The 16,700-nt window shown below is 37.6% G+C and carries 14 protein-coding genes; all 14 read right to left on the reverse strand.

Going from position 1 to position 16,700, the window contains the following annotated elements; translation table 11 throughout:
* The 14 genes from BM073_RS12240 to pseB all read right to left on the reverse strand — a co-directional run bounded on the left by BM073_RS12240 (position 1) and on the right by pseB (position 16,697).
* Positions 1-2,370 carry a polysaccharide lyase family 8 super-sandwich domain-containing protein gene (locus BM073_RS12240; protein WP_091654522.1) on the reverse strand — a complete coding sequence of 790 codons (2,370 nt, stop codon included), beginning with the start codon at positions 2,368-2,370 and terminating at the stop codon, positions 1-3.
* Entirely contained in the window at positions 2,367-3,263 is an 897-nt protein-coding gene (locus BM073_RS12245) for a glycosyltransferase family 2 protein (RefSeq protein WP_091654523.1), read from the reverse strand. Before BM073_RS12245 ends, BM073_RS12240 begins: the two co-directional genes overlap by 4 nt.
* A complete protein-coding gene (locus BM073_RS12250) occupies positions 3,256-4,005 on the reverse strand; it encodes a hypothetical protein (RefSeq protein ID WP_175557910.1) in 750 nt (249 codons plus the stop codon). Before BM073_RS12250 ends, BM073_RS12245 begins: the two co-directional genes overlap by 8 nt.
* 80 nt (positions 4,006-4,085) lie before the next feature.
* Positions 4,086-5,069 (reverse strand): hypothetical protein, encoded by a 984-nt coding sequence (locus BM073_RS12255; protein WP_139217493.1) that lies wholly within the window; start codon positions 5,067-5,069, stop codon positions 4,086-4,088.
* Between the two features lie 200 nt (positions 5,070-5,269).
* Complete coding sequence (locus BM073_RS12260) at positions 5,270-6,343, reverse strand: Wzz/FepE/Etk N-terminal domain-containing protein (RefSeq protein WP_091654526.1); 1,074 nt, start codon at positions 6,341-6,343, stop codon at positions 5,270-5,272.
* Between the two features lie 4 nt (positions 6,344-6,347).
* Entirely contained in the window at positions 6,348-7,205 is an 858-nt protein-coding gene (locus BM073_RS12265; RefSeq protein WP_091654527.1) for a glycosyltransferase, read from the reverse strand.
* A 3-nt stretch (positions 7,206-7,208) separates the two neighbouring features.
* Positions 7,209-8,717: a hypothetical protein gene (locus tag BM073_RS12270; RefSeq protein WP_091654528.1), complete on the reverse strand. Its 1,509-nt coding sequence runs from the start codon at positions 8,715-8,717 to the stop codon at positions 7,209-7,211.
* A complete protein-coding gene (locus tag BM073_RS12275; protein WP_091654529.1) occupies positions 8,695-10,731 on the reverse strand; it encodes an NAD-dependent epimerase/dehydratase family protein in 2,037 nt (678 codons plus the stop codon). The genes BM073_RS12270 and BM073_RS12275 overlap by 23 nt, the downstream gene beginning before the upstream one ends.
* Positions 10,732-11,814 (reverse strand): DegT/DnrJ/EryC1/StrS family aminotransferase, encoded by a 1,083-nt coding sequence (locus BM073_RS12280; RefSeq protein ID WP_091654530.1) that lies wholly within the window; start codon positions 11,812-11,814, stop codon positions 10,732-10,734.
* Between the two features lie 27 nt (positions 11,815-11,841).
* Entirely contained in the window at positions 11,842-12,867 is a 1,026-nt protein-coding gene (gene pseI / locus BM073_RS12285) for a pseudaminic acid synthase (protein ID WP_091654531.1), read from the reverse strand.
* On the reverse strand, positions 12,839-13,870 hold the full coding sequence (locus tag BM073_RS12290; RefSeq protein ID WP_091654532.1) for a GNAT family N-acetyltransferase: 1,032 nt from the start codon (positions 13,868-13,870) through the stop codon (positions 12,839-12,841). The genes pseI and BM073_RS12290 overlap by 29 nt, the downstream gene beginning before the upstream one ends.
* The gene (gene pseF / locus BM073_RS12295; RefSeq protein WP_245756415.1) at positions 13,845-14,552 is read right to left on the reverse strand and encodes a pseudaminic acid cytidylyltransferase; all 708 of its coding nucleotides are present in this window, start codon (positions 14,550-14,552) and stop codon (positions 13,845-13,847) included. Before pseF ends, BM073_RS12290 begins: the two co-directional genes overlap by 26 nt.
* On the reverse strand, positions 14,533-15,687 hold the full coding sequence (gene pseC / locus BM073_RS12300; protein WP_091654533.1) for a UDP-4-amino-4,6-dideoxy-N-acetyl-beta-L-altrosamine transaminase: 1,155 nt from the start codon (positions 15,685-15,687) through the stop codon (positions 14,533-14,535). Before pseC ends, pseF begins: the two co-directional genes overlap by 20 nt.
* On the reverse strand, positions 15,684-16,697 hold the full coding sequence (pseB, locus tag BM073_RS12305; RefSeq protein WP_091654534.1) for a UDP-N-acetylglucosamine 4,6-dehydratase (inverting): 1,014 nt from the start codon (positions 16,695-16,697) through the stop codon (positions 15,684-15,686). Before pseB ends, pseC begins: the two co-directional genes overlap by 4 nt.
* Positions 16,698-16,700 lie beyond the last annotated feature (3 nt).

Consider the following 16,700-nt stretch of genomic DNA (forward strand, 5'->3'; position numbering starts at 1 on the left):
TTATTGTTGGGATTTTAAAGGTATGTAAAAACTGAAAGTTGAACCAAAGTCTAGTGGATTTTTGGTTTCGGTATTTCCTGATATTTGAATTCCTGATTGTGAATTCTGAACTTTTAACGGTTGCGAAAGGACTGAAGGCGAAGATAGATTGACTGGACCAAAATTATCAATAGTAATCACGAAGTCCTGACCAATACTTCCCCTTTTCTCCATTTGGGTGATATTAATGTTTAGATTTTCATCTTTAAGTTGGAAGGATCCTCCAATAAGCCCTGAAACAGAAAAATCATAATCAGAAATTGTGAACTCAGATTTAGCGGCTTTTCTGAAGTTGACAAACCAAGCAGAGGAATCATAAGCAAGCAATAAATTAGATCCTGAATACCTAATCTGCTCAATTCCTAGAGCCGGAAAATTTACAGACCCTTCATCATAAAATTCAATAAATTTCTCCTCACTTATATCTGGGATCATCAGATAAAAATAGGAGTCGCTATAGATTATTGAATTTTCAGAATGCTTGATACTAATGGTCAAAAGCGGAATATTATTATTTTCAGGCTTATTTCTTTGATCAAGCTTCTCCCATTTCGTAATTGTAGACTTAGCCGCCAAACTTACTTGAATATCCTGTTCCTCAACAGGAAATATAATGTAGCCAGTGTTGACATTCCAAACTCCAATGGGAATATCAGCTGACATAAGTTTTGAAAAGTCCAAGCCAAATAAAACCTTTTCACTCCCATTTAAAAAAAATGCATTTTCACAAAGAGATTCTTGAGTTACAGTGGTATGGACCTCATGCTTGTCACCGTACTTTAATCCAACCCCCCAGAAAAGTACAACATCTTGAAGAAGAAGATATGATTTCACCATCTCTAATTCATAGCTTCCACTCTTTCTGCGCAAGTTGCCTGATATAAGAGCGCCTTTCTCTGTATTCAAGACACCTGCATAGCTGGAAAAACCTGAATAGTTTTTACCATATGGCGTTGCAGGTAGTGGATAGTCAATAAGAGCCGCTGTAGTTCCAGGTACTTTACGCCAATCCCAAGCACCCTTCACTTCATCAAAGCCAGGCTTATAATGGATAAAACTTCCGTCAGAACTGAAAAAGTTTTGCATCCCATTTCTTTGACCTTGATCACCGCTTTCCTGACCTGATGTTCTATCAGATACTAATCTGATGGAGGCTGTATATTTAGGCAGATCTGCTATTAGAAAATCCGAGCTGTAAAAACTATTGAATCCAGTATTTTTCTTGAAATCCAAATCTGATAGGACTCGATCTATTGTCTTTCTTTCATCCGAACCCTCTGAAAAAAAGCTTCTAAGTAGTTTAGCTCTGCTTTCAGGAAATTTGATCCAAGTTGACTTCACCTGGTTATGTCGCCCAAGCGCCTGTTGGACCAGTTGATTATTTTCGAGGAAGAAGGGATAGATGCCCTTTTCTAAAAAACCAGCAAGTAGGTTCAATTGATTCTTTTCCAAGGCCCACTTGGAGTCTTTTACATAGTAGGCATAGGCAACGAAGTCATTAAACCAGTCCAACCCATAACCAAGATTATAGATCTGCCCTCCTCCATAATTATGTTGATGCAATGCAAAATCAGGCATTAAAGCGATCGGATGGCTTTGCCCAGTATTGATGTGAAATTGAATCTGATTCTCAGCAATTTTTGAGACAGATCCCATCAAATCCTCACGGTCCAATGCTGCCGAAATAGCAGTCATAGCGTAAAGTCTATATCCAACATTGCCCATCCTCTGAACATCCTCATTCAAGTCATCACCTAAATTGAGAAAACGATCCTCTGCTTTTCCGAAATTCCAGGTATAACGGAGATAATTAGCCGATTCTTCTTGAATTCGCTTGATCCTTGGAGCATACGTTGGATCGGATAAATCCGCTTGCATGGTATCATAAAGTAGGATCAAAATGGTGCCCAGATATCTAGGTTGATCTAAAGCACTATCCGTCCACCGGAATTGTGGCTTATCAATCACCCACCAGGCCAAAGTCTTGTACAATCGTTCTTTAATCTCATTGAGCTCGACAGTTTCCATCCCCTCAGACTGCATTCTCAAAAAATAAAACACCTCTTGAAGTAAATCCTTTTTAATATCCGCTGAGGTAGGTCGGGGATTAGTTCTTAAAAAAGCCCCATTCGAGTCATTGATTTTATTTTTAAAGGTTTGGTAAGACCAATTCTTATCCTCATGCCTAAGGATAGATTTGTAAGTCCCCATTTCAGTCAGCCTTTTTCTGGCACTGGCCAAGTCTTGTGCTGAAAGTAAACTTAAAATAAAAAATAGGATAAATGAAAAACTAAACTTTACTTTCCATGTCGATCCTACCTGGGATTTCATTTCAAATAATAAGTTACAAATTTCTGTACCAAGTCTGCCCCTAAATTGAACTGAGTGGTAAAATTGAGTCCTCCTGTAAAATAAAGTCTTAGAAACAGCCTCCAATCTTTGTTCCAAAGTGCCACTTTCGCTAATTCTGTTATCTCATACTGCTTAATCTCCTGTTGGGCTTTTTGAGGAAAAGTTTCGAATAGGTTATTGAATTTTAAGTTGAAGAGATTTTGAAACTTTTTGAAGTTTTCCACAGAAGGAATATTGGCACGATCATCTATGTTCAAACGAACCAAAATCTGATCATCCACATGCAGGCTCTCCTCCACTAACAACCTTATCATCAATTCAACGTCTTGCTTCCGGCGAAAAGTCTCGTCATACCCATCTACTTTTTCCAGTAGCGATTTGGAAATCATTAGGGTTGATCCCGAAGCAAAATTAATTTTACCCAAAGCGAAAGGAATTAAATAACTATCCATCTCAGGTACTTTGGGTGAGGTTCGAACCTTTTTACCGTTTTTGAAGGAGTCAAACCTGCAAACAGTCATTTTTAAACCAGTACTTTCCAAAGATTGTACTTGAGTTTTGAGCTTTTCCGGATAAAACTCATCATCATTATCCAAGAAACAAATGAATTTTCCACTTGCGGAAATCCACCCAATATTTCTAGCAGCTGAGCCTCCCCTATTTTCCTCTTGTATGTGGTAGTGAATCCTAGGATCATCTCTATATTCATTTAATAAGGTTTGGGTTTGAACTTGAGAAACACTGCCAACCCCATTGTCATCTACTACAATCAATTCCCAATCTTGAAGAGATTGACTAAGCACACTTTGGATAGACTTTTGAAGAAATTCTGGCCTCCCATAGCTAGGAATAATGACTGAAACTTTAGCCATTTTCTAGCTTTTTGAACTTCCTGACACCTCGATGAAGCTGTTTTAAGTAGGAAAAAAAAGACCTAGTATTCCTATACTTCCCGAAATTTTTGATTGCTGAGTAGAAAAAAAAGACTTGGGATATTTTGGGGCCGTAAATTCTGTAGGAGCGCCCACCTACCAATTGTAAAGCTTGATCAGAAAACATATTTACCCGTCTTTTTCCAGAAGTCTCAAAAGGGTGGCTGACAATGGCTGCCGGGCAATAGATTATTCTTTTTCCTGATCTGATACAATCAGCTAAAAATGCTGTTTCTTCTCCTGAGGGAAAGTCGGCCCCTAAACCAAGTCGTACATCAAATCGGACTTGATCCAAGACCTCCATTTTTCCAGCGATCTCAACAGATGAAATCCTATCGATTGATTTTAATGAAACCGAATGACTTTTAAGAGGATAATTCTTAAATGGATTATTCTCTTCTTTTGACTTTACCTGAAAACATAAAAGGTCAGCTTCAGAGTGAGTCGCAAAAGCATTTTCTATTTGATTTTCAAATCCATCCAAGAAATTAACATCCTCATCAGCAATCAAAAAGTATCCATATGCCTGGTATTCTTTCGCGATTCTGATACAGTTGTTTCTATTTTTAGAAAGTCCTTTCCCTTCCAATCGGGATAGTTTGACATCAGACCTATTCGCTAGGCCTGAGGGGACTGGGAGTGATGCAATATTTTCGCCTTGCCAAGAAATAAAATAATTCACTGTATCCTTTGGCTCGGGCAGACTACTTGCCAGTTCATTTATACCCGATTGAAAAGCGCAAATCAAGACATTAATCATAACTATAACCTGGCTATGATTGCAGAGGCCCAAAAGTACCCAACCTCCCAAGGATCCGCCAAACTAAGTCCAATTATAAAGAAAGGAATGAATATATATAGAACCTTGGTGCCGGCTTGAATTCGTATAAAATACCAATATGCAAAGTAAATAAGGGTTCCTATCAGGCCTAACTCACCCAGTAAAATAGCTAAATGAATATGTGCATAACCTCCTGACATATAAGAATATAAATACCCTCCAACTTCATACCCGAGTCCAAAGAGCGCAGTAGGCAAATCTTGCTCAAAGAATCCAGATAGCCCCTCTAGGATTTGGATTTTGGTTATGAAACTACCATCTGTAAATGCAACATTATCCTGAATAATAAAAAGTGTAACGATTGAGGCCATCACGCAGATGATGGCAAAAACCCATTTTGGAACGAAAGACCTTGAGTTCCAAAAATTAAAGACCAACCAAAGGCACGTAACAAAAATTGCAGCTCTACTCAGAGTAAAGAAAATCAGTAATATAAATATTGTAGAAACAAGATTTCTTCTCCACCTGGATTTATAAACAACAAATAGGTGCAAGGCAAAAAAGATGAGTAGAAAAGCTCCCACATAATTAGAATCAAAAAACATGACGCTAGACATCTTGAAAAAATAAAAGGTATCCAAAGAGAGTCCTTGTTGGGCCCCAGTATAGATTTCTATCAAATAATCTGTGCTTTCAGAATTCAGATCTAAGGTGGGCATCAAATATCTAAGTGAAGTCTCAAGAGAGACAACTGTCAATACAAGTCCAATAATAAACTTCACCAAGGTTTGGATCTGATCTTTTGATAGACCTGTAGCCAGATAGTTGGTCAAAAAATATCCTGTTAGGATATAAACAAAGTGAAATTGGTTCCTCAAAAATGGCCCCAAACTTTCCATGGAATCAATCCAATACAAATGGGCCAAACTGAAATAGAGCAAGAAAATGCTAAGAAAGAAAAGCATGGCTTTTGATATTCGAGAGGGTCGGAAAGGTTCGAAAAATTGTGCGAAAAACCAGAAAAGTGTGAGAAGCATCAGTACCCTAAAGGGTACATATCGGTTGGCTCCCCCAAATAAAAAATCAAATCTTATAACAATAGAGGATGAAAGAATATAGAGGCTTGCTAATTTGAGATTCTCTACAGACTTGGCAGAAAGCCTTATCACTTTTGTTTGGAAATTTTGATCAATACAAATAAAGCTGCTGTTAACACACCCAAGGAGCCCATCAAAAAGAGTACGAGCATCGTTTGTGGCTTGCTTTTTATGGCTGGAATAGATACAGGTTCTATTTCTGCAAAAATCGGAGTCTCTTCATTGAGCTTTATTTTCGCTTGCTCCAGCTGGCTGTTTACAGTGAAATATAATGACTTCGATAGCTCATATTGAGATGATAAATTCTCCAATTGATTTTGTAAATAAGGACTTCTTATATCAAGATTTTTCTCCTTAAAGCTAGCCAAGCGCGACTGGTCTTCTAAAAACTTTTTTTCAAGTTCCTTTTTCCTAGTTGTCAGAAAATCAACCTGTTGAATTTGTTTATCTTGACGATATTTAGTCACATAAGAAACAAGATAATTTTTTGTAAATTCAGCTAAATAGGCAGACAATACGGGATTTGTGGTTTGAACACTCACCTGAATAATCCCCGTACTTTTATCCACTGTAACTGATACAATTTCTTTTATTGCATTCAGGTATTTGAAATCACCTACTGTGGGTCTGAAAAACCCTTTTTCCTTGTTGCCTTCTTCAAAAATCGTAGAAGGTGGGTTTTCTTCCTCATTTCCTATATTTCTTAAAGCGGAAATTATTTCAGCCGGTAGCCCTATAGTATATTTTTTGAGAACAGACCATGGATTAATTGGAGCATAATTTTGACCATAAGACATTAAATTTACACTATCCTTGAAGTCTGAATGATAAAAAGTATAGGTTACAAATTCACGAACAAATGGTGTGCTCTGAACAATACTTGGATATAAAGAGGGCCTTATAGCATCTGCCCCTGAAGCACCTAGTGAAAATGATCCCAATCCGGGAATTGAAGAAGCAATTTGCCCCAAATCACCCAAACTCGAAGAGCCTTTTGACTCAGGAAGTAGGAGCGTCTCAGCCCGATAAGACTTTGGGGTAAATAAGATATAAATAACTCCAAGCACTGCGAAAGCAATAATTATCGCAAGTGCCTGAAATTTATTCCGTTCTAAGTGTTTTAAAAACAGATTAAAATCCATAAGATCAAGTTGGTTTTACTAGAACTTTCATCTTCAAATACATGATGCTCAGGCAATTCTTTACTTTGAAAATTAAAAGAAGTATTCTAGGACTATTTTTTGGAAGTTTTTTGGAAAGATTGGAATAATATTCCTGGATAAGGTACCTGTTTTTTATAATATTTTTAATACTCCGGTTTTCACCTTGGTATACCCCATTTGCATGAATACGGTAGGTAGCCCAAAGTCCTTTCATAAAGCGAATTTTCCCTTTCAACTTTAAGAAAACAATTAAAGTCAAATCACCTGAGGGAAACCTTAATAACTCTTTAGGGTAAAAAGGTGGTGTGTTTCGCATCATAATGGAACAAGAAGGATATACTCCACCCGATTCATGAAAAATTTTGAAAAGATCAAGATCAAAATCCTCTTTAACTTTTTCAAATTTTGATTCGACTCTAGAATTCAATGACTCATCAAAAAAATGAGCGCCATGAACACAAGCTACATAGTCAGGATTACACTCTAAAAAATCCACTTGCTTCTGTAATTTGTATGGGTCTGTCCAAAAATCATCCCCTTCACACATGGCAATATACTTTCCTTGTGCTCTTGGGAAATTATACGTTGCAGACAAGGCTCTTGTACCCTGCGACCATAAATTCTTTTCTTGAAAAATGGGTTTGATCAAATCAGGATATTTCTTTTGATAATCTAAAATAATTTGAATGGTATCATCTGTCGAAGCATCATCATGGATCAAAATCTCAAAAGGAAAATCTGTTTTTTGAATCAAGAACCCGTCAAGAGCTTCCTTCAAAAATTTTCCGTGGTTATAGGTAAGACAGCTAATACTTACCAATGGGATATCTGAATCTGCCATATACTATAAATCCTTTAAGGGCAATTCTGATGGGAGGCTTTCAAATAGAAAACTTAATGCCTCAAGGCTTTTTGTAGAGCTCTGATTTTTGCCTTTTGGTTTATACATTACTTGTTCAATAGCGAGTAAAAGAGACTGGGCATTTTCCTGAGGAAGGAGCTTTACCAAATCCTTTTTGATATAGCTTGAGTAGTAGTTAATGGATTCTTCATCTATGAGAATTGGTGTATTTCCCATGGAAATACTTTCGAATATAGAACTAGAATTCCTAGATATATGAACATCACAATTTTTTAACAAAAACGGTAATTGTAGCCGATTCGCTTCATCTAAATTAAAATTTGTCAGGCCATTTTTCTCAAACATTTCTCTTACTTCTTCCTTTGCTAAGGATATAGCAGGGTGTAGTCTAACCCACCATTCAAATCGATCCTGAGACTTTTTCATGGCATCGAGGATGAAATGCTCCGGGCGATTAACCGTCAGAGTGTACAATACTACTTTTTTTGGAGAAAGACTTTCTTGTGACAAAGTCGGAATAATAAAATCAAGCCATGGGTTACCTCCTACTAAAACTCGGTGCTTGTTTTGGCCTTGTACCCATTGATTCATAGCTTCTTTCACAGGCTCATCCCAAACCCAGAAAAAGTCAGGAAATGTATTGTACCCCTCTTTTGGATAATTCCAAAACCTGTTATAAATGAGGTTTTCGGGATCGGAAGGAAATCCATGCCCGATATCGATAGATTTCACACCGACTTTTGAAGCAGCAAAAAGCATGGCAAACATTTGTTCATTGAAGAAGGTCAAGCAAAAAGCCAACTTTGGCTGATATTTCGAAAAAAGTTGCTCATACCGAAAAGATTCCTGGTAAATCTTTTCAATCTTTTGCGCCATGATATTTGCCATATCCTGTCGCACTCCAAGTTCCGAGAGTGAATCAAAAAAAACTACAAACCTGGAGTCATTAATTAGCCACTTGATTCTACTTTCATTGAATGCCCTAGGTTCATACGCATCAATAAATTCTATTTCATCACTGATTTGCTTATACTCAGACCTGAACTTATTGCCGGTAGAATACTCTACTTCGATTGATTTGAGATGAAATTTATTTTCAATTATTTGAATCAATGGAAAAAAAAACTTATTGATAAAACGCCCATTAAAAGTGGTTCTAAAATACCAAGAGCCAAAAAACATCGCATTAGGAATTGGATGTGCTTTCGGGGTTTTTGAAACACTCTTTTTCTCCCGACCTAAATCCTTATCCTTTAAGGTTAATTTAACTTTTAGCTTCCTCAAAAAAGATCGTACTGGTTTTCCTTTTGATTTTCTAAGCCAATCAAGTTTCACCGCATTTTTTCGAGAGTTCAATTCATTTCTACACTCCACAAAAACCAAGGTTCTAAGAATTGGCCAAATATCCATACCCTGATATTTCCAATCAGTAAGGTCTTGGTCCCTTTCAAAAGAAAGAATTTTATCTTTAATTTCTTTTAGATGAAACACTACTGGAAATTGTGGTTGAATTAAAAAATTGAAAAAGGGAGTCAATAGTTTCCCTCATGGTGTGAATCGGTTTCCATTGGAATTGAGATTGGAACTTGCTGCTATCTAGTCTGCCAGCATTGGTAAAGTCTTTTTTAAGGTCTTCAATTATTATGTCGGATGAAGCTTTTTCAGCGATCCAATTGGCAATCTCTGACAAAGAACAAACTAAAGTACCTCCGATATTATAAAGCTCATCGAGTTGATCAGAATCCTTTTGAAGAATACTTGCAATCGCTCTTGAAGCATCTCTGACATCTAGCCTTTCTATCGATATCTGGCCATTGAATAGTTGTAGTTTTGCCTCATTCTCAGCCTGTAATACCAATTTGGAAAGAACGTCAACTGGCTCCAATCCTGGCTGACCTCCACAAAGGGTCCCCAATCTTAGTGATACTGTTTTGAGCTGTGGGTAAATCCTATTCAGAGTCTTTAGAACCAATTCAGTGGAATACTTTGCTTGCCCATAAACACCTAAAGGTGCAACGGGACTCAACTCTGTCCAATGCTCCCCACTCTCTACACCATAGACACTTTGAGAAGAAATATTTATAATCAAAGGAACATGATGAGCGGCCATTTTTAAAAAGAGCTTGCTTGTAAGCTCCAAACTTTCAGCAATAGCCTGATTGCCTTGGTAGGGTCTAGCAAATGCTGCATGCAGTCCAATATCTATAGTTCCTAGATCAAAATTACCCTGATCAAGATTCTCAAAATCAATACATTTATATACAAGTCCTCCAAACAACCGTTCTAATTTCTCTTTATCCCGACCTAGTAGAATAAGGTCAAACTTATTTTGGCCGAGAAGATTCTTTACTAAACTCTGCCCCAAATAGCCTGTTGCTCCAGTAATAAGAACTCGCTTTCGCAGAGAAAATCTACCCTGATTAATTGCTGAAAAAATCTCTGTGATTTTATCATTTTTTGAAAGTTCCATTACCCGGTCAGCTGTCTGACGAATACCAAATCTGCGAGAGTTGAATTCAAGAAAAGAAGGCTTATCTCCGATATTCAACCAGCTCTTAATACACGCTTCCACCTCATTAAAACCCATTAAAGCGCGCAAACCCGTGATTCCTGTAAAACGGGGATTCATTTCGAAAACTTTAAGACCTCTTTTCGTCATTCTTCCCTGAATATTCAGAGGACCTACCAACCCGCGATTAAGAAACTCGGGAAGCAATTGGTCCACCGTCTCCCAAATCAAGGGGTCTTCATAGGGCAAAATTTCAATCGGAATTCCGCTACTTAGTTTATTATAGGTAGCCATCTTTCCCAGGAGCTCCCCATTTTTACCAATGACCAATTGAATAGAAATTTCTGAAACTTGTGGGTTTCTATTTTTTGAAATTTCAGAGATAAAAAAATCATAATTAGGATCTCCTTCTATCGGAATGGCCAACTCCTGAAGGATATGATTTTCAGTAATTAGATGAAAATCTTCTTCGCTTTGGATTATTTCTACCCCTTTAGAGGCGAAGCCACTTCTAGGTTTAGCAATCAAAGGAAAGCTCACCTCTCCTTTTGCTATAGCATCCAATACTGTTTCTTTCTGAAAACACTTTACAAAAACATCTGTGATTGGATTTAACTCCAAGCTCATCCGTTCTTTATCCCTACACAAGGCAATCATGTCTTCAGAGGCAGCAAGGATTTTGATACCTGACTTCTCAAATTTGGTTTTATTTTGAGAGTAAATATGGGCCTCATCATCTCTCCCTGGTATGAGAAAATCAATCTTATACTCAATACACTTTTTTATCAGTTCATCGACAAAATCAGCGGCATAAATCGTAGGGGTATAATCCATTGCATCACATGCATAGGCACCATAGGCAAATGGGTTTGTCCCCAAGGCTATTGTTTTAAGTGGCAGATTAGAAAGTCTGCAAGAATTGATTACTGACTCACCTACGCCACTTCCTATGCAGCTTATTCCAATAGTGTACTCCTTGGCAGGGCTATTAATCATTTAATTTTCGTGTGCTCTTAAAATTATTCTGCAAATCAAATCAACCTCCTCTATAGCTAAATCAAAATACAATGGAAGGCAAAGAACCCTCTTGGCTGTTTCTTCTGTAATAGGCATTTCAGTGTTTTCTAAATATGGTAAAATACTAGATAGGGAGGGATAGAAATACCTTCTGGTAAATATTTCGCGGAGTTTCAATTGATTGGCGCATTTGAGCATGGTCTCCTCCGAATCAAAAACTACAGGAAAGTAAGATGCATTATTGGAAGCATTTTCGTGCCACTTGGGATATTTAATTTTCAGACTCTTTAATTTTTGACGATAACGATCCGAAAGCATCGTACGCTGCTCAAGGATCGAATCGAAGAAGTCTAAATTTGCCAAGCCCATTGCAGCGTGAAATTCCGAATTCTTTCCATTGATTCCCAATTCGGAAAAATTAGATGGTCCATCAAAACCAAAATTTCTCATCCGCTCCATTTTTTTTACCAACTTGGAATCATTGGTAAAAATCAATCCTCCTTCTATGGAATGGTAAAGTTTTGTGGCATGAAGGCTACAAACCGAAATATCTCCGTAATCAAATATTGACTTACCATTGATCTTCACGCCAAATGCGTGAGCCCCATCATAAATTACTTTCAAGTTATGTCGTTGAGCAATTTTTTCAATTTTCTCTACATCACAAGGATTGCCATAGACGTGCGTGGCTAGAATGGCAGTGGTATTTTCATTTATGGCTGCCTCGATCTTATCTGGATCAATATTCAATGAATCCGGATCAATATCTACGAAAACCGGCTTGCAGCCTTCCCAAACAATACTACTGGTGGTTGCTACAAAAGAAAAAGGTGTGGTAATAATCTCCCCCTTTAATCCCAAGGCTTTGATAGCAATCTGAAGAGCGATTGTTCCATTGGTAACAAATAATGCATATTTTAAATTTTCTCGCTCCCTAATTCGAATCTCTAATTCGCTAGCCAAAGGCCCCATATTTGTAAGCCATTGTCTTTTCCAAATACCTTTCAGGTAGGATTCATAAACTTCCTGCGGAGGCAAAAATGGTTTTGTTACTGGTATCATGATTTCAAGGTAAACCTAAAACAATTTTTAAAGAGTAAAACGATCTCCTCTAGAATAGGATCTAGTGGCTTTTTGACCTAGAATTTGGGAATAGAACTTAGGGTGTAATCCAAATCCAGGCCTAATGCTTTTAACATTTTGATCCGTGATAAGATCTCCTTCTTTTATATCCTTCACTACATAAAGGGATCTAGAGAAACTTCTTCCTTCTTCTTGTTTTTTTGTCAAGTGATAATCAATTTGACCTATCGCTGATTCCGCTTCTCTAACTGCCTTGACCATCATTGAAAACTCTTCCTCATTTAATGAAAATGAGGCGTCAGGCCCTCCAATTGATCTATCGAGAATTAAGTGTTTTTCAATGATTTTAGCACCAAAACAAGTGGCTACAACAGGAACAGTAGTCCCCAAAGTATGATCAGAAAGTCCAGTTACTACTCCAAACCTTTCAGCCATATCTTTTACCATTATCATATTGGCTTCATTAATAGGGGCTGGATAACTAGAAGTACATTTCAGTAATGCAGCTTCCCTATTATCCATTCTATAACATGCATCGAGGGCCAGTTCAATATCTTCTTGGGTAGCTATTCCTGTAGAAATAATAATCGGCTTTCTTTTAGAAGCCACATATTCTATCAAGGGAATATCCGTGATCTCGAATGATGCAATTTTATAAGCTGGTACATTTAGGTCTTCCAGAAAATCTACCGCTGTTTTATCAAAAGGGGAACTAAAACAGATTAGCCCCTCTTCTTTTGCTGCATTGAAAAGGGGGTCATGCCATTCCCAAGGGGTGTGGGCTTCCTGATACAATTGATGCAGGTTTTTCCCTTCCCAGATTGTTCCTTTGATTATAAAATCTTCTTTGTCACAATTTAAGGTAATCGTATCTGCTGTGTAAGTCTGTAGCTTAATAGCATCTGCACCAGCCCTTTTTGCTGCTCTTATTGTTTCTATAGCGGTATCCAAGCTTCCATTATGATTTGCAGAAAGCTCAGCAATTATAAAAACGGGAGACGTTTTATCTATTTTGAAATTTCCTATCTGCATGGTTAATCTTCAATGAATATTCAATAACACCATTATTAAGGATTCTCCTTCCAAATCCCAATTTTTCAAAAATCTTTACAGATGCTATATTATTATTTTTCACTAAACCTTTAAGCATCTTTATTTCAGGCCTTCTATTTTCTAAGTTTTGAACTGCCAGTTCAAGCATTTTTTTTCCATATCCCTTACCTGTGTGCTCCGGTGCAATTAGATAACTGATGAGGCCTTCTTGACCATCAATATCAAGCCTTATGGAACCTACAGGTTTGCCCCCTATTTCAAATAACTGGTAGATGCAGTTCTGATCATTTATCTTTCCTGCAAACCAATTCTGATGGTCCACCAGAGGAATAAATTCCGGATTGAATGAATACTTCCTAGTAAAAGGATCGTTGGCCCAAGTATATGTGAGATCCACATCCTCCATCTCAGCATTCCGTAAATAAAGGCTTTCACTAGTTTTTGAATGAATCAGCACATCAATAAATTCTCCTTCAAAAAAACAGTGCTCTTTCAACCTTGCTTCTCTTATATATCCTCTTCCCTCTAATGCTTCATACAACTTAGGCCTTAAATCAAAGGCGTAAGTAAAAATTTTATGCAGAAATATTTCATCAAATGCCACTTTTTCAATCAAACCCAAATAAGTTTTCCAATGGAAAAAGAAGAGGTTCTTTTCCAAGGCAGTATCCATAATAAAAGAAATCTCAGCATTTTTATCTACCCAATTGATATGAACTAGACCACCATAACCTATACATTTTTCTCCCTCTAAATAGGAAAATAGAATTTGACAAGGTCTTTCCTCATTGAATAGTTTGGAGACTACATTTTCAAAATAGTAATTCTGATCTGCTTCTGTTAAAGGTCTATCCTGACGGAGATGGTATATCTGTTCATTTCGCCATTTCATGACAGCATACCTGTCATCCATTCGTATGGGAACAAGGGAATAATTTCCAGCTGAAAAAATCTGCTTATTTAATACTTTGTAGGTAGCCATATTTCAGTTCAGCCAAATTCCAGTCATGGATGGTATCAATATCTTGGACTTCCAGAGTTGATAGCTCAATAGCTCTTGTATTGTCTGTAAAAAGCTTTTTATTCAGCAAAAACCTCTCAATATCAAGCCAATACCATTGACCCGCATCGTGGTATACATTTTCCAAATCTTGGGACCTACTGTTCAGATGTTCCTTCCAAACCATTTCAACTTTGCTTAAACTATCTTTTCTTAGCCCTCTCCAAATCGGATAATCAAACTTAACTACAGGGAATACAGCATCAGCTGCTGAATCTATTAACATGCTTTTCCCTTTTTCTAATAAAGAACTTGTAACAAATGGCGCTGTAGGATAAAGGCAACATGCTCTAATAAAACTTCGCCTTTGTCTACGGTATTCTAATAGAACCTCTTCAATAACATTTGAAGTGGTGGAATGATCATCTGCGTTTTTTTCGGATCGAATGAAAGGAACAGTCGCCCCAAAACCTTCCGCAACTTTGGCAATCTCCAAATCATCGGTAGACACCATTACCTCATCAAACAATCCTGAATCTAACGCGGTCTGGATACTGTATGCTATGATTGGTTTTCCTAGAAATTCACGGATGTTTTTTCTGGGAATCCGCTTGCTTCCTCCTCTAGCTGGAATGATACAAAGATCACCCATTATAAAAATCATCAATTTTATCCATCACAAATCGTTGTTCTTCATCCGAGAGTGAGGGAAACATCGGAATACTAATGCAATGACTGTAGTACTTTTCAGCATTTGGCAAGTCTCCTTCCTTCCAGCCAAACTGCCTATAATATGGCATGAGATGTGCCGGGATGTAGTGTATTTGAGCAAAAATCTCTAAATCTCTTAAATACTTATGAAGTTCCTTACGCTGTTTTACCTCAAGGACATATAGATGATATGCATGCCCTTCTATCACCCCTGACTGTCCCGTAACATAAGGTTTATTCTTAAAAAAATCAAAATATCGATTAGCTAGTTCTCTCCTTCGACTTAACCCCTCATCTGCCCTAGAAAGTTGACTCTTTCCGAGCGCTGCTTGCATATCAGTAAGCCTGTAATTATATCCCAACTCATGCATTTCGTAGTACCACAGAGAGTCATCGTATATTCGATTTGAAGGATCTTGTTGGATACCATGGGTCCTTAGGTTTAAGATTTTTTGATAAAGCTCTTCATTATTGGTTGTAATCATTCCTCCTTCCCCTGCTGCGATATGCTTGACCGGATGAAAAGAAAAAATAGCTAAATCTGCATATTGACCAGACCCTGACATTACTTGATTTTGATTACTATCCAAAAAAAAGCCTCCAGGTGAGTGACAGGCATCCTCAATAATCCAACAACCAAATTCATCAGCTAATTGCCGAAATACTTGCATATCAACTACTCTTCCTGCAAAATTTACAGGAATTATTCCTTTAATTTCCCGTTGAACATCAGCCTCAAGAATTTTTCTCACATGCTTAATATCAAGTAGGTAAGTCTCAGGATGGATATCCCCAAATATCACTTCTCCCCCGCAGTACCGAACGCAGTTGGCAGAAGCCACAAAGGTAATAGGGGTAGTAATCACCTTATCTCCTGGCTTGACATTCAAAGCGATAGCATTCAGGTGTAAGGCAGCTGTACCATTTGAAACAGCTACTGCATACTTTGCACCTACATAGTCTGCAAAAGCTTGCTCAAATTCAGCGATTCTTGGACCTTGAGTAAGGTAGTCGGATCTCAGAGTGTCAACTACCGCCTGAATATCATCCTCTGTGATGTGTTGCCTTCCGTATGGAATTTTATTCATTGAATGCCGAAATTTGGATCTACATGTTGCTTAATTAATGCTCTTAAGCTTTGGACACTTTCCCAGTCTGAGTTGGTTTCTGAGTTATAAGCAAATCCTTCAGGAACTTTCTTTGCTCCAAATTGCTGAATAAAGTCATTCACTTTCCATTTCGGAGTAGTCGGTAGAATAGTGAAATATTTACCCAGATCATAAGTATAAAATGAGTCAGAGGGTGTTATCATTTCCTCATGTACTTTTTCCCCAGGTCGAATTCCGATTATTCGCTGTTCACACTCTGGACCTATTGCCTCGGCCACATCTGTTATTCTATAGGAAGGAATTTTAGGAACGAAAATTTCACCTCCCCAAGCATGTTCTAAAGCATGCATGACCATTTCCACTCCACCCTGCAGAGAAATATTAAACCGCGTCATCTTTGGATCTGTAATTGGAAGTACTCCTTCTTTCTTTTTACTTAGAAAAAAAGGAATAACAGATCCATTGGAACCCATTACATTACCATACCTTACGACACTAAATCGAATAGGATTCCAACCCTTGATGTTATTAGCAGCTACGAAAAGCTTATCAGAGGCCAATTTTGTAGCTCCATAAAGATTAATAGGAGCACAAGCTTTGTCGGTAGATAGAGCTACCACACGCTCCACATTTGTATCCAAGCAAGCATCTATCACATTCCTTGCACCGTCAATATTAGTTTTTACACATTCCTCTGGATTATATTCAGCGATGTGAACATGTTTCATAGCAGCAGCATGAATCACGTAATCCACATCTTTCAGAGCCCTTTTTAGCCGGTCCTTGTCTCGAACATCTCCTATAAAAAATCGAATCTGTCGATAATCCTCATGAGGATATTCTAAAGACATTTGAAACTGTTTTTGTTCATCCCTAGAAAAAATAATCAACTTTCTTACATCAGGATATTTCTTTAGAATATGCTCAGTAAGTGCTTTGCCTAGAGAGCCAGTACCCCCTGTAATTAATATAGATTTTCCTGCTAGCATTTA

This window comes from Algoriphagus ornithinivorans (assembly GCF_900115305.1).
Classification (GTDB): domain Bacteria; phylum Bacteroidota; class Bacteroidia; order Cytophagales; family Cyclobacteriaceae; genus Algoriphagus; species Algoriphagus ornithinivorans.